The 22,089-nt window shown below is 71.9% G+C and carries 18 protein-coding genes and 2 pseudogenes; 13 read left to right on the forward strand and 7 right to left on the reverse strand.

The features are described 5' to 3' along the window. Positions 1 to 531 precede the first annotated feature (531 nt). The 6 genes from ACZ7M3_RS45780 to ACZ7M3_RS45805 all read left to right on the forward strand — a co-directional run bounded on the left by ACZ7M3_RS45780 (position 532) and on the right by ACZ7M3_RS45805 (position 6,918). Entirely contained in the window at positions 532 to 783 is a 252-nt protein-coding gene (locus ACZ7M3_RS45780; protein ID WP_225900559.1) for a hypothetical protein, read from the forward strand. A gap of 303 nt (positions 784 to 1,086) precedes the next feature. Beyond that, on the forward strand, positions 1,087 to 1,920 hold the full coding sequence (locus tag ACZ7M3_RS45785; RefSeq protein ID WP_472071811.1) for a M55 family metallopeptidase: 834 nt from the start codon (positions 1,087 to 1,089) through the stop codon (positions 1,918 to 1,920). After that, entirely contained in the window at positions 1,913 to 3,277 is a 1,365-nt protein-coding gene (locus ACZ7M3_RS45790; protein WP_472071813.1) for a M20/M25/M40 family metallo-hydrolase, read from the forward strand. The genes ACZ7M3_RS45785 and ACZ7M3_RS45790 overlap by 8 nt, the downstream gene beginning before the upstream one ends. 10 nt (positions 3,278 to 3,287) lie before the next feature. Next, positions 3,288 to 5,324: a prolyl oligopeptidase family serine peptidase gene (locus ACZ7M3_RS45795; protein WP_472071815.1), complete on the forward strand. Its 2,037-nt coding sequence runs from the start codon at positions 3,288 to 3,290 to the stop codon at positions 5,322 to 5,324. Beyond that, a complete protein-coding gene (locus ACZ7M3_RS45800) occupies positions 5,321 to 6,250 on the forward strand; it encodes a S66 peptidase family protein (RefSeq protein WP_472071817.1) in 930 nt (309 codons plus the stop codon). Before ACZ7M3_RS45795 ends, ACZ7M3_RS45800 begins: the two co-directional genes overlap by 4 nt. Before the next feature lie 116 nt (positions 6,251 to 6,366). Next, positions 6,367 to 6,918 carry a GNAT family N-acetyltransferase gene (locus ACZ7M3_RS45805; protein WP_472071819.1) on the forward strand — a complete coding sequence of 184 codons (552 nt, stop codon included), beginning with the start codon at positions 6,367 to 6,369 and terminating at the stop codon, positions 6,916 to 6,918. 101 nt (positions 6,919 to 7,019) lie between these two features. On the opposite strand, the gene ACZ7M3_RS45810 is transcribed toward ACZ7M3_RS45805, so the two are convergent. Both ACZ7M3_RS45810 and ACZ7M3_RS45815 read right to left on the reverse strand, forming a co-directional pair. After that, positions 7,020 to 7,922, reverse strand: a complete 903-nt coding sequence (locus tag ACZ7M3_RS45810) for an NmrA family NAD(P)-binding protein (protein ID WP_472071821.1) — start codon at positions 7,920 to 7,922, stop codon at positions 7,020 to 7,022. 72 nt (positions 7,923 to 7,994) lie between these two features. After that, the gene (locus ACZ7M3_RS45815; protein ID WP_472071823.1) at positions 7,995 to 9,017 is read right to left on the reverse strand and encodes a hypothetical protein; all 1,023 of its coding nucleotides are present in this window, start codon (positions 9,015 to 9,017) and stop codon (positions 7,995 to 7,997) included. A gap of 127 nt (positions 9,018 to 9,144) precedes the next feature. Between ACZ7M3_RS45815 and ACZ7M3_RS45820 the strand changes: the two genes are divergently transcribed. Next, complete coding sequence (locus tag ACZ7M3_RS45820; RefSeq protein ID WP_472071825.1) at positions 9,145 to 9,741, forward strand: TetR/AcrR family transcriptional regulator; 597 nt, start codon at positions 9,145 to 9,147, stop codon at positions 9,739 to 9,741. A 171-nt stretch (positions 9,742 to 9,912) separates the two neighbouring features. Then, a complete protein-coding gene (locus ACZ7M3_RS45825; RefSeq protein WP_472071827.1) occupies positions 9,913 to 11,886 on the forward strand; it encodes a DUF5107 domain-containing protein in 1,974 nt (657 codons plus the stop codon). A 121-nt stretch (positions 11,887 to 12,007) separates the two neighbouring features. Here ACZ7M3_RS45825 and ACZ7M3_RS45830 read toward each other — a convergent pair whose 3' ends face one another. Then, positions 12,008 to 12,364, reverse strand: coding sequence for a VOC family protein (locus tag ACZ7M3_RS45830; RefSeq protein ID WP_472071829.1), 357 nt, complete (start codon positions 12,362 to 12,364; stop codon positions 12,008 to 12,010). A 191-nt stretch (positions 12,365 to 12,555) separates the two neighbouring features. On the opposite strand from ACZ7M3_RS45830, the pseudogene ACZ7M3_RS45835 reads away from it, so the two are divergent. Continuing rightward, a pseudogene (locus ACZ7M3_RS45835) lies at positions 12,556 to 12,800 on the forward strand (NAD(P)/FAD-dependent oxidoreductase); the annotation flags it as partial. 164 nt (positions 12,801 to 12,964) lie between these two features. Further along, positions 12,965 to 14,812 (forward strand): transketolase, encoded by a 1,848-nt coding sequence (locus ACZ7M3_RS45840; protein WP_472071949.1) that lies wholly within the window; start codon positions 12,965 to 12,967, stop codon positions 14,810 to 14,812. 43 nt (positions 14,813 to 14,855) lie between these two features. Here the strand turns inward: ACZ7M3_RS45840 and ACZ7M3_RS45845 are convergent, their stop codons facing one another. Further along, positions 14,856 to 15,677: a class I SAM-dependent methyltransferase gene (locus ACZ7M3_RS45845; RefSeq protein WP_472071831.1), complete on the reverse strand. Its 822-nt coding sequence runs from the start codon at positions 15,675 to 15,677 to the stop codon at positions 14,856 to 14,858. A gap of 161 nt (positions 15,678 to 15,838) precedes the next feature. After that, positions 15,839 to 16,411, reverse strand: a pseudogene (locus tag ACZ7M3_RS45850) (phosphatase PAP2 family protein); the annotation flags it as partial. Between the two features lie 302 nt (positions 16,412 to 16,713). On the opposite strand from ACZ7M3_RS45850, the gene ACZ7M3_RS45855 reads away from it, so the two are divergent. Together ACZ7M3_RS45855 and ACZ7M3_RS45860 are read left to right on the forward strand one after the other, a co-directional pair. Further along, positions 16,714 to 18,333 (forward strand): ABC-F family ATP-binding cassette domain-containing protein, encoded by a 1,620-nt coding sequence (locus tag ACZ7M3_RS45855; RefSeq protein WP_472071833.1) that lies wholly within the window; start codon positions 16,714 to 16,716, stop codon positions 18,331 to 18,333. Between the two features lie 218 nt (positions 18,334 to 18,551). Beyond that, positions 18,552 to 18,788 carry a DUF6158 family protein gene (locus tag ACZ7M3_RS45860; protein ID WP_472071835.1) on the forward strand — a complete coding sequence of 79 codons (237 nt, stop codon included), beginning with the start codon at positions 18,552 to 18,554 and terminating at the stop codon, positions 18,786 to 18,788. Positions 18,789 to 18,926: 138 nt separating this feature from the next. On the opposite strand, the gene ACZ7M3_RS45865 is transcribed toward ACZ7M3_RS45860, so the two are convergent. Both ACZ7M3_RS45865 and ACZ7M3_RS45870 read right to left on the reverse strand, forming a co-directional pair. Further along, on the reverse strand, positions 18,927 to 19,469 hold the full coding sequence (locus ACZ7M3_RS45865; RefSeq protein ID WP_472071837.1) for a type 1 glutamine amidotransferase domain-containing protein: 543 nt from the start codon (positions 19,467 to 19,469) through the stop codon (positions 18,927 to 18,929). A gap of 58 nt (positions 19,470 to 19,527) precedes the next feature. Further along, positions 19,528 to 19,914 (reverse strand): DUF2795 domain-containing protein, encoded by a 387-nt coding sequence (locus tag ACZ7M3_RS45870; protein ID WP_472071839.1) that lies wholly within the window; start codon positions 19,912 to 19,914, stop codon positions 19,528 to 19,530. Between the two features lie 146 nt (positions 19,915 to 20,060). Between ACZ7M3_RS45870 and ACZ7M3_RS45875 the strand changes: the two genes are divergently transcribed. Further along, a complete protein-coding gene (locus ACZ7M3_RS45875) occupies positions 20,061 to 22,073 on the forward strand; it encodes a hypothetical protein (RefSeq protein ID WP_472071841.1) in 2,013 nt (670 codons plus the stop codon). The last annotated feature ends 16 nt before the right edge of the window (positions 22,074 to 22,089 follow it).

Genomic DNA, 22,089 nt, shown 5'->3' on the forward strand with positions numbered 1-22,089 from the left:
ACCAGGTACGACAAGCTCGCCGTCCGCTACGAGTCGACCGTCCAGCTCACCCTCATACGGCAGGCGCTGTGACCACATCTCAAACACGTCCTAGGTCTCGTCGGGGCGTGACACCGGGCGCGAGTGGCCGGGCGGCCTGGGTCGACGGGGCGTGCCGTGTGCGGCGGGTGGTGCGTCCGTGTCTACGAGGGTGGCTCGCATTCGGGTGAGGGGCGGCGGAGTGGCGGGTGGACTCGGGTGGCGGCGGTGCTGCGGGGGTCTGCGTCGGATGTCGGAGCCCCTCGTCAAGGGGGCATTGACCTCGGTTCGGTCCGTACGGTTGCTCCGTCGGAGGCACCCTGGAGGCTTTGGCCCGGTCAAGGGCCGTACGGCGAAGACGCCCGTCCGAGTGCTCCGGTTCCGCTTCCCGGGGTTCCCGGTAAAAGAATCCAGAACGGCCGAAACCCCCAAGATCCACAGCTAGTCTCTCATTCTGCTCGGGGCACGTGAGCCGCACGACCCCTGTGTCACCCAGGGGGACATGTGCTGTTCGTGCACGGAGGACCCACCACCGCAGTGGTGCGGGGCAGTACGGGAGAGTCCGTCGTCCTCCTCTCCGGTGAGCTGCCCGACATACTGACCGAGGGCGCACTCACCGAACTCCTCGACCTCGCCGCGGCCGTCCTCGACGAGGAGGAGCTGAAGCTCTTCCGGCGCTGCCTGGACGCCCTCGTCCGGGGCGAGGGCGGCACTCCGCGCCGCATCGAACTCGACGGCGTCGTGCTGACCGTTTACGAGGACTGATCCGGGCGTCCGGAACCACTGGATCGGCGGCCGGCACAACCACCCCGCCGACCAGGCGGTCGGCGAGCAGGTCGCCACGATGTTCCCGGTGATCCGCGCCGTGGCCCGGTCCGACCGCGACCCCGCCGATCATCCTCCCGCAGTACGACGCCGTCGCCGTGAAACCCTGACGGGACCGCTCGGGGCGGTCGGGTCCGGTCGGCGTGGTGACGTCCGTGGACGGCCTCCTGGCCCGGCCGAGCGGCGCCACGTAACGTGACACGACATGGAGACAGCCGCTGACCTGTGCCGGAAGGGTGTGTCGTGAAGATCCTCATCAGCGCCGACATGGAGGGCGCCACCGGGGTGACCTGGCCCGCCGACGTGTTGCCGGGGACCCCGCAGTGGGAGCGCTGCCGGCCGATGTTCACCTCGGACGTCAACGCCGCCGTCCTCGGTTTCTTCGACGGCGGCGCCGACGAGGTGCTGATCAACGAGGCCCACTGGTCCATGCGCAATCTGTTGCTGGAGCAGCTCGACGACCGGGCCGAGATGATCACCGGACGGCACAAGACACTGTCCATGGTGGAGGGCGTCCAGCACGGAGACGTCGACGGGATCGCGTTCGTCGGCTACCACACGGGCGCCGGTACGGAGGGTGTGCTCGCCCACACCTACCTCCCCAACTCGATCACCGGCGTGTGGGTGAACGACGCACGGGCCAGCGAGGGACTGCTCAACTCCCACGTCGTCGCCGAGTGCGGGGTGCCCGTCGTGCTCGTCACCGGCGACGACCTGACCTGCGAGGACGCGCTCGGCTACGCGCCGGAGGCACTCAAGGTCGCCGTCAAGGACCATGTGTCGCGGTACACGGCGGTCTGCCGCACACCGGCCAGGACCGCCGCCGACATCCGGGCCGCGGCCAAGGCGGCGGCAGCCCTGGCGGTGCGTCAAGAACCGCTGGTGCGCGGCCCGTTCACGGTGGCACTCGAATTCGACGCCGAACACCTGTCGATGGCGGCCACCGTCGTGCCGGGCGTGCGGCGCGTCGGAGAGCGCAAGGTGGTGTACACCAGCGACACCATGTACGAGGGCATTCGCACCTTCAAGGCGGTCACCACGATCGTCTCGGCCGCGGTGGAGGAGCAGTATGGCTGAGCAGAGAGCCGTGAACGAGTGGGCAGTGGACGAACGGACCACGCACGAACGGGCCGTGGACGAGCAGGCGTTGGACGAGGTCGTACGGTTCACCTCCGATCTCATCCGCTTCGACACCACCAACCGGGGCGGCGGCGACTGCCAGGAGCGCCCCGCCGCCGAGTACGCCGCCGCGCGCCTCGCCGAAGCGGGCCTCGAACCCACACTGCTGGAGCGCACCGAGGGCCGTACGAACGTCGTCGCCCGTCTCGAAGGCACCGACCCGTCCGCCGACGCGCTGCTCGTCCACGGTCACCTCGACGTGGTGCCCGCGCAGGCCGACGACTGGAGCGTGCACCCGTTCTCCGGGGAGATCCGCGACGGGGTTGTGTGGGGCCGCGGCGCGGTAGACATGAAGAACATGGACGCGATGATCCTTGCGGTCGTACGCCTGTGGGCGCGCCTCGGCGTCAGGCCCCGGCGCGACCTGGTGATCGCGTTCACGGCCGACGAGGAGGCGAGCGCGCAGGACGGCTCCGGGTTCCTCGCCGACCGGCATCCGGAGTTGTTCGAGGGCTGTACCGAGGGCATCAGCGAGTCCGGGGCGTTCACCTTCCACGACGGCGCGGGCCGGGAGCTGTACCCGATCGCGGCGGGGGAGCGCGGCACCGGCTGGCTCAAGCTCACCGCGCGCGGGCGGGCGGGCCACGGCTCCAAGGTGAACCGGGCGAACGCGGTGACCCGGCTGGCCGGGGCGATCGCCCGGATCGGCGCGTACGAGTGGCCCCTCAGGCTCACTCCGACCGTCCGCGCCGCTCTCACCGAACTCGCCACGCTGTACGGCGTCGACGCGGACCTGGACGACGTCGACGGGCTCCTCGACAAGCTCGGGCCCGCCGCCGCGCTCGTCGAGGCGACGGTCCGCAACAGTGCCAACCCGACGATGCTCAGCGCCGGTTACAAGGTCAACGTGATTCCGGGGGAAGCCGTCGCCCACGTGGACGGCCGCTACCTGCCGGGCGGCGAGGAGGAGTTCCGCACGACCCTCGACCGGCTCACCGGACCGGACGTGGAGTGGGAGTTCGACCACCACGAAGTGGCCCTCCAGTCGCCGGTGGACTCGCCGACGTACGCCAAGATGCGTGCCGCCGTCGAGGAGTTCGCGCCGGAGGGGCACGTGGTGCCGTACTGCATGTCGGGCGGTACGGACGCCAAGCAGTTCTCGCGCCTCGGCATCACCGGCTACGGCTTCGCCCCGCTCAAGCTCCCCGAGGGCTTCGACTACCAGGCCCTCTTCCACGGAGTCGACGAACGCGTTCCCGTCGAGGCGCTGCACTTCGGCGTCCGCGTCCTCGACCGCTTCCTGCGCACGGCCTAGAGAGGACAGGATGCAGAACCTGGCGTACGGATCGTGGCCCTCGCCCATCGACGCGGCGCTCGCCGCCGCGCACGACGGGCATCCCGAGTTCGTCGGCTTCGTCGGCGACGAGGCGTGGTGGACCGAGCCCCGGCCCGCGGAGGGCGGACGGCGCACGCTGGTACGCCGACGGGTCGACGGCACGCAGGAGCCGGTGCTGCCGGCCCCCTGGAACGTGCGCAGCCGGGTCATCGAGTACGGCGGACAGCCCTGGGTCGGCGAGATGCGCCCCGAGGGGCCGTTCGTGGTGTTCGTGGACTTCGCCGACCAGCGACTCTACGCGTACGAGCCCGATGCCCCGGACGCGCGGCCCCGCCCCTTGACCCCCGTGTCCCCGGTGGGCGGCGGACTGCGCTGGGTGGACCCTCAGTTGCGCCCCGAGCTGGGCGAAGTGTGGTGTGTGCTGGAGGAGTTCATCGGGGACGGACCCACCGACGTACGACGGGTCGTGGCCGCGGTGCCGCTGGACGGGTCGGCGGCGCAGGACCGCGACGCGGTGCGCGAACTCACCGACGGCAGCCACCGGTTCGTCACAGGACCCCGACTCTCGCCCGACGGCGCGCAGGCGGCGTGGCTCGCCTGGGACCACCCGCGCATGCCCTGGGACGGCACCGAACTCATCCTCGCCGACGTCACAGAGCACGGCAGCCTGCGCGGCGCGCGGCCCGTCGCGGGCGGACCGGAGGAGTCGATCGCCCAGGCGGACTGGACCCCCGACGGCACCCTCCTGTACACCAGTGACCGCACCGGCTGGTGGAACCTCTACCGGCTTGGGGAGGACACGCCGGTCTGCCTCCGGGAGGAGGAGTTCGGCGGGCCGCTGTGGAAGATCGGATACCGCTGGTTCGCGCCGCTGGAGAACGGGCTCGTCGCCGTCGTGCACGGCCGGGGCGCCACGGCGCTCGGGATACTCGACCCGGAGACCGGCGAGGTCGTCGACGCGGCCGGCCCCTGGACCGAGTTCACCCCGACACTCGCGGTCCACGGCAGCCGGATCGTGGGCGTCGCCGCCAGCCCCCGCAGCGCGTACGAGGTCGTCGAACTGGACGCCCGCGCCGGCCGCGCCCGCGTGATCGGCGCAGGTCACGCCGACCCGGTGGACCCCGCGCACTACCCGGAGCCGCAGATCCGCACCTTCACTGGCCCCGCCGGGCGCGAGGTCCACGCCCACATCTACCCGCCGCACCACCCCGACCACGTGGCACCCGGCGACGAACTGCCGCCCTACGTCGTGTGGGCGCACGGCGGACCCACCGGCCGCGCGCCCCTCGTCCTCGACCTGGAGATCGCCTACTTCACCTCGCGCGGCGTCGGCGTCGCCGAGGTCAACTACGGGGGATCGGCGGGGCACGGGCGGGAGTACCGCAACCGGCTGCGCGAGCAGTGGGGCGTCGTCGACGTCGAGGACTGCGCGGCCGTCGCGCTCGCCCTCGCCGAGGAGGGCACCGCCGACCGGCGCCGGCTCGCCATCCGCGGCGGCAGTGCGGGCGGCTGGACCACCGCGGCGTCCCTGACCAGCACCGACGTCTACGCCTGCGGCACGATCCTCTATCCGGTCCTCGACCTCGGCGAATGGGGCTCGGGGGAGACCCACGACTTCGAGTCGCAGTACCTGGAGACGCTGATCGGACCGATCGCCGAGGTGCCGGGCCGCTACGTGGAACGCTCGCCCACCGAGCGCGCCGACCGCATCGCCGCGCCCTTCCTCCTCCTCCAGGGCCTGGACGACGTCATCTGTCCGCCCGCGCAGTGCGAACGGTTCCTGGCCAGGCTGGCCCGGTCGTCCGGGCGACGCGTACCGCACGCCTACCTCACCTTCGAGGGAGAGGGGCACGGGTTCCGGCGGGCCGACACCATGGTGCGGGCCCTGGAGGCCGAACTCTCCCTGTACGCCCAGGTCTTCGGCCTGCGTCCGCCGGGCATCCCCACCCTGCGTCTCACCGCCCCAGAAGAGCCTGTCGCGGCGCCGACGGGATCCGTCCCACCGATCGTGGAGTCCACCCAGTGAAAGCCCTGACCCGTCCCGCCCGTCTCGCCCCCGGGGCCCGCGTCGCCGTCGTCGCTCCCAGCGGGCCCGTTGTCGAGGAGCGGCTGGCCGCGGGCCTCGACATCCTGCGCGGCTGGGACCTCGACCCCGTCGTGGCATCACATGTCCTGGACCGGCACCCCGAGTTCAGCTACCTCGCGGGCACCGACGCCGACCGGGCCGCCGACTTCCAGGCCGCCTGGTGCGACCCGGACGTGGCCGCGGTGCTCTGCGCCCGCGGCGGCTACGGCGTCCAGCGCATGGTCGACCTCCTCGACTGGGACGCGATACGGGCCGCCGGCCCCAAGGCGCTCCTCGGCTTCAGCGACATCACGGCGCTGCACGAGGCGTTCGCGGGCCGGGCGGGGCTGGCGACGCTGCACGGGCCGATGGTCGCCGCCGTCGACTTCGTCAAGAACGCGCGGGCACAGGAACACCTGCACGCGACGCTCTTCGAACCGGAGACGGTACGGGTGATCGAGTCCGGCGGGGACGCGGCACCGCTCGTGCCAGGCCGCGCCTCGGGTGTCCTGCTCGGCGGATGCCTGAGCATGCTCGCCGCAGACCTGGGCACCCCGCACGCCCGGACCTCCGCGCGCGGCGGCCTGCTCTGCCTGGAGGACGTGGGCGAGGAGACGTACCGCCTGGACCGGGTGCTCACCCAACTCCTGCGGGCCGGCTGGCTGGACGGGGTCACCGGGATCCTGCTCGGCTCCTGGGCGCGCTGCTCGCCGTACGAGCGCGTGCGGACGCTGCTCACCGACCGGCTCGGCGGGCTCGGGGTGCCGGTCGTCGAGGAGTTCGGATTCGGGCACGGCGAGGGCGCGTTGACGATTCCTTTCGGGGTACGGGCCGAACTCGACGCGGACGCGGGGACCCTGACGCTGGAGGAGCCGGCGCTCACCTAGGTCCTGTCGTCACATTCCCGTCGTCCGCCCGGAGGGCGGGCGCTGCGGGGCAGACGGGAATGTCACGCCAGGGCCTAGGACCTGGCGTGATGGCCGCCGTCGCGTACTGTGTCGGGATGCCTGATAACGCCTCCGTCTATCTTGCCGAGGGCCCCCGCGTCGGCATCCGGCACTTCACCCACGAGGACGGTGCCGAGTTCACCGCACGGGCCCGGGAGAGCAAGGCGCTGCACCAGCCCTGGCTCTTCCCGCCCCGCAGCGTCGACGCCTACGCCGCCTACGCGGGGCGGCTCATCGAGGACCGCACGAAGGCCGGGTTCCTGGTCTGCGAACGGGACAACGGGGCCATCGCCGGTTTCATCAACATCAACAACATCGTCGAGGGCGGCTTCCTGTGCGGGGCGCTGGGCTACGGCGCCTTCGCACACGCCACGGGGCGCGGGCTGATGGCCGAGGGACTCGGGCTCGTGGTCCGGTACGCCTTCGGGGCGATGGGGCTGCACCGGCTGGAGATCAACGTCCAGCCCCGGAACGCGGCCTCGATCGCCCTCGCCCGGCGCTGCGGATTCCGGCTCGAGGGGTTCTCGCCGGACTTCATCTACATCGACGGGGCGTGGCGCGACCACGAGCGATGGGCGATCACCTCGGAGATGCTCCCGTCGAGCTGAACCTCCCGTCGAGTTGAACCTGCCTTCGGCCTGAACCTGCCTGCGAGTTGAACCTCCCCGCGACGAGGGCCTCTTGCGGGAGGACACGGCCGAGAGGAGGCTCAGCCCAGGTAGAAGTCCCTGCGGGCGGCCACGAACGCCTCGATCGTCTGAGCGGGTACGCCCGTCACCCGTTCGACGCCGTCGGCGGTGCGGTCGTAGCGGTTCTCACGGTGCAGTCGGCCCATGACGGCGACGTGCTGTTCGAGGTGCAGCGGCATCCCCAGCTTCGGGAGCTCGGCCTCCCACCTCTCCGGGGGCACGTTCACGTAGGTCACCGGTCGTCCCAGCGCCCGCGAGAACTCCCCGGCCAGCTCCGTCATGTCGACCGAGCGGGGTCCGGTCAGCTCGTGGACCTGCCCGACGTGCGGAGCCGGGTCGCGGAGCACGGTGGCGACCACCCGGGCGACGTCCTCCACGGCGACCGGCGATGTGCGCCCGGTGCCGAACGGCAGCGCGAGCGTGCCGTTCTCCCGGATCGACCGCGCCGCCAGCGAGGTGAACAGCGGAGTGTCCAGGAACGCCGTCGGCCGGATGTGCACCACGGGCAGGCCGGACCAGTTCAGTACCTGCTCCGCCAGCCAGTGCAGGCGCTGCTGGTGCGACTCCTCGGTGCTGGTGGCGGTCATCTGCGACACCGTCAGCTGGGACAGCCCGACCAGGGCGTCCAGCTTCCCGTACTCCCTCGCGACGGAGGCCACCACGGTGGCCGCCAGCAGGTGGTCCGGCGACACGGGCATGGCGAAGTACATCCGCCCGACACCCTCCAGCGCGGCGGCGACGGTCTCGGGTCGGGTCAGATCGCCGATGACGACCTCCGCGCCGAGTGCGCGCAGCCCGGCGGCACGATCGTCGTCGCGGCGGACCATCACGCGCACCGGTACGCCCTGTGCGCGCAGTTGCTCGAGGACCGTGCGGCCCACGCCACCGGCGCCGGCGATGAGAACAAGGTTGCTGGCATTCATCAGTCGATCTCCTTCGGAGTAAGGGAACATCTGGGTTGAGGTGTGTGGAGATGCGTTGAGGTGTTCGGAGCGTCAGCGGGCGGCGACCCGCCGGGACCGCAGGCCCACCAGCAGCGCCCCGATCACGGCCCACAGCGCGAGGGTGATCAGCGGGACGGAGACGTGGGCACCGCCGAAGTAGCTGAGGTCGGCGACGGCCCGTATGGCGGCGCCGGGCGGGAGCAGACCCGAGACGATGCGGGCAAGACGGGGCAGCAGGACGACGCCGATGGTGGCGCCGCTGGTCGAGTTGCCGACGGTGAGGAGCAGCAGGGTGGCCACCGGGACGCCGAGCGGGCCCAGCCAGGTGCCGAGCAGCTTGGTGGTGAACGCTGCCGCGGCCGCCAGCAGCGCGAGCGTGCCCGCCAGCGGCAGGAAGGGTGCCGGCAGGGCTCCCATGACGGGTCCGGCGATGACGGCCGCGATGGTGCCGCAGGCCGCCGAGAAGCCCCAGATCAGCCGGAACCGGTGGCGCAGGGCCAGCACGTTGCCGAGGCCCAGGGTGCTCTGGGCGAGGACGAATCCGGCGAGGGTCACACCGAAGGCCACATAGAAACCGCACAGCCCACGACTGTCGAACTTGGCCAGCGGGACGACGTCCGCGGTCTCCAGGTGCTGCCCCGCCCGGTTCGCATAGGTGGCGGCGAGGCCGGTGACGGCGTTCGTGGTGGACAGGCCGTTGGCTCCGGCCACGTCCAGCAGCAGTCCGCCGTCACCGCTGGGGCCGAGGGCTGCGACGGCGTCACGGTGGAGCACCGCGCGGCGCGCCGCTCCGGCGTCGGCTGCCTGATGCACGTCGACGCGGTCGCCGAGCTTCTGCCGGACCTCGCTGGCGAGCTGCTGCCCGGTCACGGCCAGCGGCACGCCGTGCGGCTCGGGGTTGCGTTGGAGGCCCACGTAACAGGCGACGAAGGCCGATACCACGATCAGTCCGACGATCGCCGGCTGCAGCCAGGCTCGTACCGGCACCGACCGGCGGGCCGACGGTCCGGGCGGCACGGTGGGCGTGGACGCCGCGGGCGTCGAGGACTCGGTGGGGGCGGGTGGCGATGCCAAAGGGGTCTCCGGTGCTGTCGGTGGTTCTGCGGTTGCGGGGCGGAGGAGCAGGAAATAGATGTCGTCAGTAATCTAAACAGGGGCTAGGATAGATGGCAAGTGACATCCATTTGAGGAGAGTGATTCCGTGGGCCGCGTGTCCCAGGCGCAAGCACAGGAGAACCGGCAGCGCGTCGTAGCCACCGCCTCCCGGATGTTCCGCGAGAAAGGCACCGCGGTCAGCGTCGCCGACCTGATGAAGGCCGCCGGGCTCACCCATGGCGGTTTCTACAAGCAGTTCGGCTCCAAGGAGGACCTGGTCGACGAGGCCATCGCGCACGCCTTCGACGAACAGGCGGCACACTCGGCGGTGGCGCCCGAGGAGCAGACAGGGGAGCACGAGGCCGCCCGCCGGACGCTGATCGAGGACTACCTCTCGGTCTGGCATCGCGATCACCCCGGGGAGGGCTGCCCCGTCTCCGGATTCGCCGCCGACCTCGGGCGCGAGCCCGGCCAGGCCGCCCGCGTCCAGGACGTCTACATCAACGGGGTACGCAACCGCGCCGCTCGGCTGGCCACCGGCGACGACGACGGCATGGCCCAGCTCTGCACCATGGTCGGTGCCCTCGTCCTCGCCCGCGCCACCCGGGGCAACCCGATCTCCGACGAACTGCTGCAGGCCGCGCGCACGGCTCTCACCGAGAGCGGCACCGGGCCGTCCGCACCGCAGCAGCGCACGGAATGACCGGGGGCGGCCGACGGGATTACCGACTTGTCGCCAGTTCCTTGTTGTTAGTTCCCTGCTGTCGGCACGGTGGGCGCGCTGTTCACCGATGTGGTCGTCGTCGCCTTTGCGGAATCCTGACCGGATCCTGACGAGCGGACACCCTGGTCAGGTGGCCGATGTCGCTGTTCCATGGTCATCGTGACGACGATCCGACGTGACGTACTGACCCTGCCGGTCGCGGAGCTGGGCCCGGACAACCCGCTGCCACCCCTGCGGCCGCTCGACGAGACACACCGCATCGACGACCGGGTGAGCGCCGACCTGCCGCGCGACATGGCCCGGCAGATCCGCTACGAGCCGCTGCGGAGCGTCCTGCCCGAGCGCATCAGGGACGGATACGACAGACGGCGCGAGCCGCGCGGGATCGACACGATCGTGATCGAGAACGACCGGCTGCGGGCGGTGGTGCTGCCGGGCTACGGCGGCCGGGTGGTCTCGCTGTTCCACAAGCCCTCGCAGCGCGAACTCCTCTACCGCAACCCGGTGGTGCAGCCCGCCTGCTTCGCCCTCAACGGAGCCTGGTTCTCCGGTGGCATCGAGTGGAACATCGGCGCGACCGGCCACACCACCCTGTCCTGCGCCCCCGTGCACGCCGCCCGGGTCCCCGCCCCCGACGGCGGCGAGATGCTCCGCCTGTGGGAATGGGAGAGGCTGCGCGACATGCCCTTCCAGGTCGACCTGTGGCTCCCGGACGGCTCCGACTTCCTCCATGTCGGCGTCCGTGTCCGCAATCCGCACGAGAGGCCCGCGCCCCTGTACTGGTGGTCCAACATCGCCGTCCCCGAGGAACGCCGGGTGCTGGCCCCCGCGGACGAGGCCTGGCACTTCGGGTACGAGCGGCGGCTGCGGAGGGTGCCAGTACCGGAGCACGAGGGGGCGGACCGCACGTATCCGCCGCGCAGCGTCTTCCCCGCCGACTACTTCTACGAGGTGCCCGACGGGCAGCGCCGCTGGATCGCCGCGCTCGACGACAACGGCGACGGGCTCGTGCAGACCTCCACCGACGTGCTGCGCGGGCGCAAGCTGTTCGTCTGGGGCTCCGGTCCGGGCGGACGGCGCTGGCAGGAATGGCTCACCGAACCCGGCACCGGCGGCTACTGCGAGATCCAGGCCGGGCTCGCCCGTACCCAGCTGGAGCATGTCCGGCTGGAGGCGGAGAGCGAGGTGTCCTGGCTGGAGGCGTACGGGCCGCTCGCGACGGACGCGGGAGCGGTGCACGGGACGGACTGGGCGCTCGCGCGCGCGGAGACGGAACGCCGACTGTCGGAGGTCCTGCCGCGCAGGGACGTCGACGCGGCGTACGAGGCGTGGCTGCCGTACGCCGACACCGAGCCCGGTGAGGTGCTGGCCGTCGGGTCCGGCTGGGGTGCGCTCGAAGTGCTGCGCGCCTCCCACAAGTTGCCCGGGACGCCGTTCGAGGAGTCCACGCTGGGGGAGCCGCAGGCACCCTGGGTGGAACTCCTGCGGACCGGCGCCTTCCCGGAGCCTCGGCGCGTCGGGCCACCCGGTGAGAGCCTGGTCGCTCCGCACTGGCGGGACATGCTGGAGACCGCGCCCGCCAAACCGCTCACCGAGTACCACCTCGGCGTCGCGCAGTGGCACGCCGGGGACCTGGCGCAAGCCGTGCGCAGCTGGGAGCGGGCGCTCGAACTCGCCCCGTCGCTCTGGCCGTTGCTGCGGTGTCTGGCCGTCGCCGACCAGGAGGCCGGCAACCGGGAACGGGCCGCCGACCGGTACGCCGAGGCCTTCGACGACCTGTGCCAGGAGCGGCGTGACGACGGTCCGGCCTGGACCGCGGCCACGGCCGCGCTCGGGCGGGAGGCGGTGGGGGCGCTGCTCGCGGTGCGACGTACCGGGGAGGCGCGGCGGGTCTGGGACCGATTGCGGCCCGCCACGCGGGCGCGCGGCCGGTTCCGTCTGCTCGAGGTGGAGCTGCTCCTCGCGCAGGGGGACCGGGACGGGGCGCGGGCCGTCTTCGACGAGGCGTTCGAGGTCGCCGACCTGCGGGAGGGGGCGGAGACCATCACCGCCCTGTGGACCCGTCTGACGGACGAGCCACTCCCGCCCCACTACGACTTCCGCATGCGCCCGACCCCCGACTAGCCTTCCTCGTCCTCAAACGCCGGACGGGCTGAAAGACGCGCGCCGGCGCTCTTGAGGGGCGCGGGGAACTGTGCGATCAGCCCCCGCCGGCCCGCAGTCAAGCGATTCGGGGCGGGGGCGGTCAGGGTGTCGGGGATCCGCGGTCGACGTACTCGTACACCGCGCCGTCCGGATGCATGGCGATCAGGTTGCGCCCGACCGGCGTCCCCACCGGGCCCGCCAGAATCCGCGCGCCCAGTTCACTGAGCACCCGATGCGTGTCCTCGACGTCCTTGACGGCGATGGTCGCGGAGACCTTCCGCAGGACCTCCAGATCGGCCTCGGGTCCACTCATGAGCAGGAAACAGCCCACCGCCGCCACCGACACACCGCCGCGCTCGAACCGCAGGGCCCGCCCACCCGCAAGTCTTTCGTAGAAGGGGACCGAAGCCTCCAGGTCGTCGACGCAGATCCGCAACGTGGCTCCCAGAATCTCCATGCGGACGAGCTTAGTTGGGCGCGCCGGAGGGCGAGATCGATTCGGACGTCTCCGGCGGACGGCGGAGTGACCCCGGGGGTGAGGAGGAAACACCGGAGCCCCCGGGTTTGGGCGCCCCGACCATGGGGACGCGGAAAGCCCCGTACGAGGTACGAGCGACGTCGCCGGAGGCGAAACCGTGAGTCGACCCCGACATCACCCTGCCCGACCCGACCGACTACTTTCTGTATCCGCCCGGCTGCCCCGGGTCGCCGCCGACATCCTGGAGCCACGCCGTGTCACCACGCTGACGTACGATCGTCTCGTGCTGGCCGTCGGCGGCGTGAACAAGCTGCTGCCCGTGCCCGGTGTCGCCGAGTACGCGCACGGCTTCCGTGGACTGCCCGAGGCGCTGTACCTCCGGGACCACGTGACCCGACAGGTGGACCCGGCCGCAATGCCGCCGCCAACCCCCTGGGCATGCCCCTGTCCGGCTCCCTCGCCGGGGCCGTCACCCGCGGCGCTGGACACCGCCTCGCCGGAACCGGCACGGGTGGCCGGTTCCCCCGGCGACTTCGTGAGCCGTCCGGAAGGAGAGTCATGAACACCACCGTGAACGCCATGGAAACCCGTCAACTCAAGGAACTGGCACAGCAGTTGCGCGTCGACAGCGTGCGCGCTGCCGCCGCCGCGGCATCCGGACACCCCACGTCCTCGATGTCGGCGGCCGACCTGATGGCGGTCCTGCTGGCCAAGCATCTGCGCTACGACTTCGAGCGCCCCCAGCACCACGGCAATGACCGTTTCATCCTCTCCAAGGGTCATGCCTCACCGCTCCTGTACGCCGCGTACAGGGCGGCCGGGGCCATCAGCGAGGCCGAACTGCTCACCTTCCGCAGGCTCGGCAGCCGCCTCGAAGGGCATCCGACACCCCGGCGGCTTCCGTGGGTCGAGACCGCCACCGGCTCGCTCGGCCAGGGGTTGCCCGTGGCGGTCGGCGTCGCACTGGCCGGCAAACGGCTCGACCACACCGGCTACCGGGTGTGGGTGCTGTGCGGCGACAGCGAACTCGCCGAGGGATCCGTCTGGGAGGGCGCCGAGCACGCCGGATACGAGCACCTCGACAACCTCGTCGCGATCATCGACGTCAACCGGCTGGGCCAGCGCGGCCCGACCCGGCACGGCCACGACCTCGACGCGTACGCGCGCCGGTTCCAGGCCTTCGGCTGGCACGCCGTGGAGATCGACGGACACGATGTCGACGCCATCGACCGCGCGTACGCCGAGGCCGAGTCCACCGCGGGACAGCCGACCGTGATCATCGCCCGCACGCTCAAGGGCAAGGGTGTCGAGTCCGTCCAGGACCGCGAGGGCCTGCACGGCAAACCGCTGCCGGACGCCGAGGAGGCGATCGCGGAACTCGGCGGAGTGCGCAACCTGCACGTGGAGGTCCAACAGCCGCCCCCGGCAAGGGTGTTGCACGCCGTCCGCTCCGGCCACCTCGAACTGCCCCGCTACGACACCGGGGACAAGGTCGCCACCCGCGACGCCTACGGACAGGCGCTCGCCGCGCTCGGCACCGCCCGCGGTGACGTCGTCGCACTGGACGGCGAGGTGAGCGACTCCACCCGCACCGAACTCTTCGCCAAGGAACACCCCGACCGCTTCTTCGAGTGCTACATCGCCGAGCAGCAACTCGTCGGGGCCGCCGTCGGTATGGCCGCGCGCGACTGGGTGCCGTACGCCACCACGTTCGCGGCGTTCCTCACCCGGGCCCACGACTTCATCCGAATGGCGGCGATCAGCGGCTCCGGCATCAACCTCGTCGGCTCGCACGCGGGCGTCTCGATCGGCCAGGACGGCCCCTCGCAGATGGCCCTGGAGGATCTGGCGATGTTCCGGGCGCTGTACGGCACGACCGTGCTCTACCCGTGCGACGCCAACCAGACGGCCAAGCTCGTCGCCACGATGGCGGACCGTGAGGGCATCCGCTATCTGCGCACCTCACGCGGGGACACCCCGGTGATCTACAGCCCCACCGAGGAGTTCCCCGTCGGCGGCAGCAAGGTCCTGCGCGCCAGTGACGAGGACCGGCTGACGCTCGTCGCCGCGGGTGTCACCCTGCACGAGGCGCTGGCCGCCGCCGAGTCGCTCGACCGCGAGGGCATCCAGGTCAGGGTCATCGACCTCTACTCCGTCAAGCCCGTCGACCGCGACACCCTGCGCGAGGCCGCCGAACAGACCGGCTGCCTCGTCACCGTCGAGGACCACCGCGAGGAGGGCGGCATCGGCGACGCGGTCCTCGACGCCTTCCTCGACGGCCGTCCGGTGCCGCGCCTGGTCCGCCTCGCCGTCCGTACGATGCCGGGCTCGGCGACCCCCGCCGAGCAACTGCACGCCGCGGGCATCGACGCGGAGTCGATCGCGGCGGCGGCGCGGCTGCTGGTGGAGACGGCGATCGTGCGCTGAGCCGCACCCGCTGAATCCGGCGCCGAGGAGAGGCGCAGGCGGATCACGCTTCCTTGCGGCAGAGGATCTCTCCGTGCAGGACGGAGAACCAGCCGTCCTCCTGCCGCGCCCACTCCCGCCACGCCTCCGAAACGGCCCGCAGTTGCGCGGTGGTCGCGTGTCCGCCCTCCGTGGCGCGCTCCGCGTAATCCGAGGCCTGTGTGCGATCGGCCCACAGCCCGCCCCACCACTCCCGCTCGTCCTCGGTGGCGAAGGTCCAGGTGTCCGACGTCGCCGTGATGTCCTTGATGCCGGCCGCCAGTGCCCACGACGTGAGACGGCGGCCGGCCGCCGGTTCGCCGCCGTTGGCTCGGGCGACGCGCAGGTACAGGTCCAGCCAGTCGGTCAGGCCCGGCACCTCGGGGTACCAGGCCATCGCCGAGTAGTCCGCGTCGCGGACGGCGATGAAACCGCCCGGCTTGGTGACCCGGTACATCTCGCGCAGCGCCTGCACCGGGTCGCCCACGTGCTGGAGCACCTGATGGGCGTGGACCACGCAGAAGGTGTCGTCCGGGAAGTCCAGGGCGTGCACGTCGGCGACCCCGAACTCGACGTTGTCCAGGCCGCGTTCGGCGGCCACGGCGCGGGCCTGGTCCAGGATTCCCGGGGCGCGGTCGACGGCGGTGACGTGGCCTTCGGGGACCAGTTCCGCCAGGTCGGCGGTGATGGTGCCCGGGCCGCAGCCGATGTCCAGGATCTTCATGTGGGGCTTCAGCGAGTCGAGCAGGTAGGCGGCCGAGTTGGCGGCCGTGCGCCAGGTGTGCGAGCGCAGTACGGACTCGTGGTGGCCGTGTGTGTAGACGGCGGTCTCCTGCGACTTCGACATGACCGTTTCCCCTTCGCGTCGTCTCGTCGGTTGAGCATCACCGTACGCCCGCATGTCGCATAGTGAGACCCACGTCTTGTTATGTGGACAACTCGAGTGGTGGGGCTCGGACGTTGACGGGGGTGAGGTGTCCGGACGGGTCACGGTCGGTGGTGGCGTGTGAGAAGGCCTCGTACGGCGTACGCGGCTGCCGTGCCCAGCGCCGCGCCCGCGAGGACGTCGCTCGGGAAGTGCGCACCGGTGTAGACGCGGGACAGGGCCACGGCGGTGGCGAGCGGTACCACCGCGGCGCCCCAGCCGTGCGACTCCAGTGCCACGCCCGTGGCGAAGGCGGCGGCCGACGCGGAGTGGCCCGAGGGGAACGAGGTGGTGATCGGCTGTCGCTTCAGCTGCCGGGCCAGGGGGACCGGGGCGAGGGGCGGGCGGGGCCGGCGCACCGAGCGCTTGCCCACGGTGTTGATCGTGGCGGAGGCGAGGGTGAGGGAGGCGAGGCCGGTTGCGGCGGCTCGGCGGGCGTGGGGGGTGCGGGTCGCTGCCAGTGCCGCCGCCGTGGCGAACCACAGCAGGCCGTGGTTCGCGCTGCGGCTCAGTTTGGGCAGGAGGGGGTCGCAGCCCGGCCAGTGGCGGGATGCGATGGCTTCGAAGAGGCGGGAGTCGGCTGTGAGGAAGTGGTTGCGGAGGGTGCGGTGGTTCGGGGGGAAGGTGGCGAGGTCGATGTCCGGGGTGACGGTCATGAACTCCCCGTACCCGCCGAACCGCCCTTTCCTCGCCCCCGCCGCCCCTACCCGTCCCACCCCGAACCTGGGGGCTCCGCCCCAGACCCCCGGGTGGGCGGGGGCTGGTCGCGCAGTTCGCCGCGCCCCTTTCAGCCTGTCCGGCGTTTGAGGACGAGCCCTTCGGGCGATTCGGGGTCGAAGGGGCGGAGCCCCTGGGGATGGGACGGGTAGGGGCGGCGGGGGCGAGGAGAGGCGGGGTGTGGGGGCTCGGGGGGATATGCGTTTGCTCCGTGGGCCGGGTGGCCGGAGAATGCCTCCCCATGGGACATCTCGAAGCCGCGCATCTTGAGTACTACCTTCCCGACGGGAGGGCGCTGCTCGGCGATGTGTCGTTTCGGGTGGGCGAAGGGGCCGTCGTCGCCCTGGTGGGCCCCAACGGAGCGGGCAAGACCACGCTGCTGCGGCTGATCTCGGGGGAGCTGAAGCCGCACGGGGGCACCGTCACCGTGACCGGCGGCCTCGGCGTGATGCGTCAGTTCGTCGGGTCCGTGAGAGACGAGACGACCGTGCGGGACCTGCTCGTCTCCGTGGCGCCGCCCCGCATACAGGAGGCCGCCAAGGCCGTCGACGCGGCCGAGCACGCCATGATGACCGTGGACGACGAGGCCGCCCAGCTCCGCTACGCGCAGGCACTCTCCGACTGGGCCGAGGTACGCGGATACGAGTCCGAGACGCTCTGGGACATGTGCACGATGGCCGCGCTCGGCGTCCCGTACGAGAAGGCGCAGTGGCGACAGGTACGCACCCTCTCCGGAGGAGAGCAGAAGCGGCTGGTGCTGGAGGCCCTGCTGCGCGGCACCGACGAGGTACTGCTCCTCGACGAGCCGGACAACTACCTCGACGTCCCGGGCAAGCGCTGGCTGGAGGAGCGGCTCAAGGAGACCCGCAAGACCGTTCTCTTCGTCTCCCACGACCGGGAGCTGCTGTCCCGCGCCGCCGAGAAGATCGTCAGCGTCGAGCCCAGCCCCACCGGCGCCGACGCATGGGTGCACGGCGGCGGCTTCGCGACGTACCACGAGGCGCGCCAGGAGCGGTTCGCCCGCTTCGAGGAGCTGCGCAGGCGCTGGGACGAGAAGCACGCCCAGCTGAAGAAGCTCGTGCTGAATCTGCGGCAGGCGGCCTCCATCAGCCATGAGTTGGCGTCCCGGTACGCGGCGGCGCAGACCCGGCTGCGGAAGTTCGAGGAGGCCGGCCCGCCGCCGGAGCCGCCGCGCGAGCAGGACATCAAGATGCGTCTGCACGGCGGGCGTACCGGCGTACGGGCGATCACCTGCAAGGGACTTGAGCTCACCGGGCTGATGAACCCGTTCGACCTGGAGGTCTTCTACGGCGAGCGGGTCGCCGTGCTCGGCTCCAACGGCTCCGGCAAGTCGCACTTCCTGCGCCTGCTCGCCGGCGACACCGTCGCGCACACGGGCGAGTGGAAGCTCGGCGCGCGCGTCGTGGCCGGACACTTCGCCCAGACGCACGCCCACCCGGAGCTCCAGGGCCGCGCCCTTCTCGACATCCTGTGGAGCGAGCACTCCCAGGACCGGGGCGCCGCCATGTCCCGGCTGCGCCGCTATGAGCTGACCGCCCAGGCCGAGCAGCGCTTCGAGAAGCTCTCCGGCGGCCAGCAGGCACGCTTCCAGATCCTGCTGCTGGAGCTGGAGGGTTCCACGGCCCTGCTGCTGGACGAGCCCACCGACAACCTCGACCTGGAGTCGGCCGAGGCGCTCCAGGAGGGCCTTGAGGCATACGAGGGAACGGTGCTCGCGGTCACCCACGACCGCTGGTTCGCACGCTCCTTCGACCGCTATCTGGTCTTCGGCTCGGACGGCAGGATCCGGGAGACGGCGGAGCCGGTGTGGGACGAGCGACGCGTCGAGCGGGCCCGGTAGGACTCGGGCCCGTTACGACTCGGGTCCGCCAGGACGCGGTCCCGGTCCCGGTCGTCCGGCGCTTCCCGGAGGACCGGGGGCTCGGAAGTTCGTAGAGTGGAGGGAGGACGGCGAGATCCACGGCTCCCTCCCGGACGCCGCTCGGGCGCCGCGCACGGCAGCGCCTGCCCGGCGGCTGCCCGGACCGCGCCGCAGGACACGACGAGCGGGGTACCACCATGACCGGAGTCGACCCGGACCGGCTGGACGACCAGCAGCTCATGAAAGAGCTCGAGACGATCCACCGCACCCGCCACGACACACTGCTGCACGGTTCGAACGACGCCCTGCGGACCCACAACATGCGCATGGCGCAGCTGGAGGGCGAGTACCTGCGCCGCCATCCGCGCCGCCCCATCGCCTCGGGCCGCACGCGCGACGGGGCCCGGGAGCGGGGCCTCGCGGCGGAGTGCTGAACGACGGGGCGGGGTGACATGACGGGTCGGGGTGTCAGGGAGGGCACGAGAGACGACATCGGGTCAACTCGCCCGGACCGCACACCCGTTGCCGCCCACACCCGTCGTGTCGGATTCCGCTGGGGGGGGGACACCCCGTCAGGCGGCCTGCCGCGCGAACGCTTCCAGGAGCGCCTCGTCGAACGCCTTGAGGTCGCCCGGCTTGCGGCTGGTGATCAGGGTGTTGGGCCCCTGTTCGCACACCTGCACCTGCCGGTCGACCCAGGTGCCGCCCGCGTTGCGGATGTCGGTGCGCAGGCTCGGCCAGGAAGTGAGGACCCGGCCCGAGACCACGTCCGCCTCGACGAGCGTCCAGGGGGCGTGACAGATCGCGGCGACCGGACGGCCGCGCTCGAAGAACGCGCGGACGAACGCCACGGCCCGTTCGTCGAGGCGCAGCGTGTCCGGGTTGGCCACACCGCCCGGTAGCACGAGCCCGTCGAAGGACTCGGCCGACACGTCGGCGACCACCTCGTCGACAGGGAAGGTGTCCGCCTTGTCGAGGTGATGGAAGGCCTGGATCCGACCGTGCTTCGTGGACACGAGGACCGGCTCGCCACCCGCGTCCAGTACCGCCTGCCAGGGATCGGTCAGCTCGACCTGCTCGACGCCCTCGGGCGCCATCAGGAACGCGATACGCATGATTCCTCCGTTTCCTTTCCCGGCCCCCGAGCGGTGGTGCACCGCGCCGGGCCGCTGTTCACCGCGTGCGCCGGGCGCGTACGACCGATTCGGCCAGCTCGTGCACCGTGGCGTAGCGCGCCTTGTGCGGGCGCCGCTCCACGGCCTCGACCAGGGGGTCGGGCGCGTGTTTGTCGCGCAGGGTGTCGGCCAGGTCGCGGGGGCCCGCGGGGAAGGCGGTACGGCTCAGGAACCGGGCCAGGTCCAGGCGCACCGTCTCGATGGAGTCGGGCGCGCGGTTCGGTGCCACGGGGCCGCGCGCGATCTCCGGGTCGTCGTCGGCGGTCGGCTCCGGATCCTGCCACTCCTCGGTCCGGGTCGGGTGACCCGACCTGAGCAGGCCCCGCAGTTCGTGTTTCATCTCGTCGTCCCGGTGGACGCTCAGCCGGTCGCTGCCTCGCTGCATGACTCCCTCCAGGGGATCGGGGACGGTGATCGCGTACCCATGGACCCGGGGTCGACACGTCCGTGAGAAAACGGCACGACGAGCTCCACCGCCAGGCGGCATGATGACGGCCGGAGAACCGGTTCTCCGAGGTCATGGGGGTGGCAGTGACGGGGATATCGCTCGAGGCACTGGACGCGGTGCCGTGGGACCGGCTCGAGTCGGCGCTGCCCCAGCACCCGGTCGAGGGGGTGCCGCGTGCGCTGCGGCGACTGGCACTCGGGGGCGGGGCCGCGACGGAGGAACACTGCTACCCGCTGTCCTTCTGCCTGGCCGCGGGCAACGGCCGGGTGCCCTCCGCGGCGACCGCCGCACTGCCCTTCCTGGTCGCGCTCGCCGCCGACCCGGGGATGGGCGCGCGCGTCGACCTCGTAGGACTGCTGGTGTCCCTGAAGCGGGCGGCCGAGCAGGCCCGGCCGGACCTGGTGGACGAGGGGTGGCCCGCGGCGTGGGGACGCCACCGCGGCGCGGTCCTGGCGCTGCTCGCGGACCCGGACCCCGATGTGCGGCGGGAGGCCATACCCCTCGCGGACGGTGTCGTACCACTCCTGGAGCGGTGGCGGGCCGAGACGGACCCGGCGATGCGTCTGCCGGTGCTGCTGCAGCTGGGATGGGTGGCCGCCGAGGCGGCACAAGCGGATGCCCGGTCGGTCGAGGAGGTACGGGCGGTGCTCGACGGCGTCCTGCGTGACGGCGAGCCCGTCATGAAGGTCGCGGCCGTGATCGCCTGGGCGCAGCTCGACCCGCAGGAGCCGGTCCGGCGGATCGACCTGCTGGTGGAGACACTCTCCGACCTCGCCGTACGGCCCAGGTTCGAGGAGATCTGGTACGTGTCGGACGTCGAGGAACCCTGGAGCCGTGAAGCGGTCGTCACCTGGGCCGCCGTGCTGTTCGACCACGACCCTCAAACGGCCGCCTCCTTCGTGGTCCGGCTGGCCGACGCGGCGGCCCGCACCGGGGACACCGAACTGTCCGAGGCGGTGCTGGACGAGGCATGGCGGCTGCTGGTGCTCAGGCCGTCCGCGGCGCCCGCGCTGTTGCCGGTGGCGGGCCGACTGCTGGACCACCGGGCCGATCCCGTGCGCCTGCGGGCGGCACACCTTCTGGCGGTGCTCGGCCGGCAGTCGGCCCGGTACGCCGACCCGCTCGCCACGCTGCTCGACGACCCGGGGGAGGACCCCTGCCTGGAGGGGACCGTCGGTGACTACGCGCGCTGGGCGCTCACCCGGATCGGCGACCCGCGCGCGATACCAGGGCTTGTCGAGCGCCTCTACGAGCCCTATCGGGAGTACTACGGACGGGGCTACTGCGTCAGCGACCCGCGACTTCCGGACGTCGACGCCGTGCTGGTCCCGCTGCGGGCGCACGCCGACGTCCTGCTGCCCGCACTGCGGGAGGTGATGCGGCATCACGCGGCGCACAACGACGGCCACGGCCAGCTGACCGACGCCTTCCTGAAGGTCCTGAAGGCGTGGGGGCCGGACGCGCTGCCCGCGCTGCCGGAGGTCGTGGCGCTGATGGACGACGCCAGGGGCTCGCTTCCGATCGTCGAGGTGCTGGCCGCGATGGGGCCGGGCGCCGCGTCCGCCGAGCCCGCCCTGCGCGCCTGCAATCCGCTCAACTGGCCGGGATACCAGCGGAACGCGGCATGGGCCGCCTCGCACATGGGCGGAGACCGTACGGCGGCGCTGCGGCTCATCGGCGAGGCGGTGCTGACCGAGGAGGGTCCCTACTACGGGCCCGTCCACCTGCTGACCGACTTCGGTCCCGCGGCCGCGCCGTACGCCGACCGGGTGCGGCACATCATGGAGAACACCGACGGCATGAGCCGGATCGAGGCCGCGCTCGCCCTCTGGTCGGGCACGGGCGAGCCCGAGCCGAGCATCTCCGTCCTGGCGGAGTTCGTCCTGCCGATCGCCGACGGCGGCGACGACTATGGGCTCTTCGGAGAGGCGCTGCGAGCCCTGGCCCGGATCGGCACCCTCACCCCCGCGACACGCGCCGCACTGCGGACGGTACGGGGCTTCGACGGCCGCCTGGCACCGGAACGGAACTACGAGGCCTTCCTCCAGGACGAGGAGCTGCGCGCCACGATCGAGTACCTGCTCGCCCTTCCCTGAGCCCAAGGCGCCGACA

It is taken from the genome of Streptomyces sp. NPDC111656, assembly GCF_055656965.1.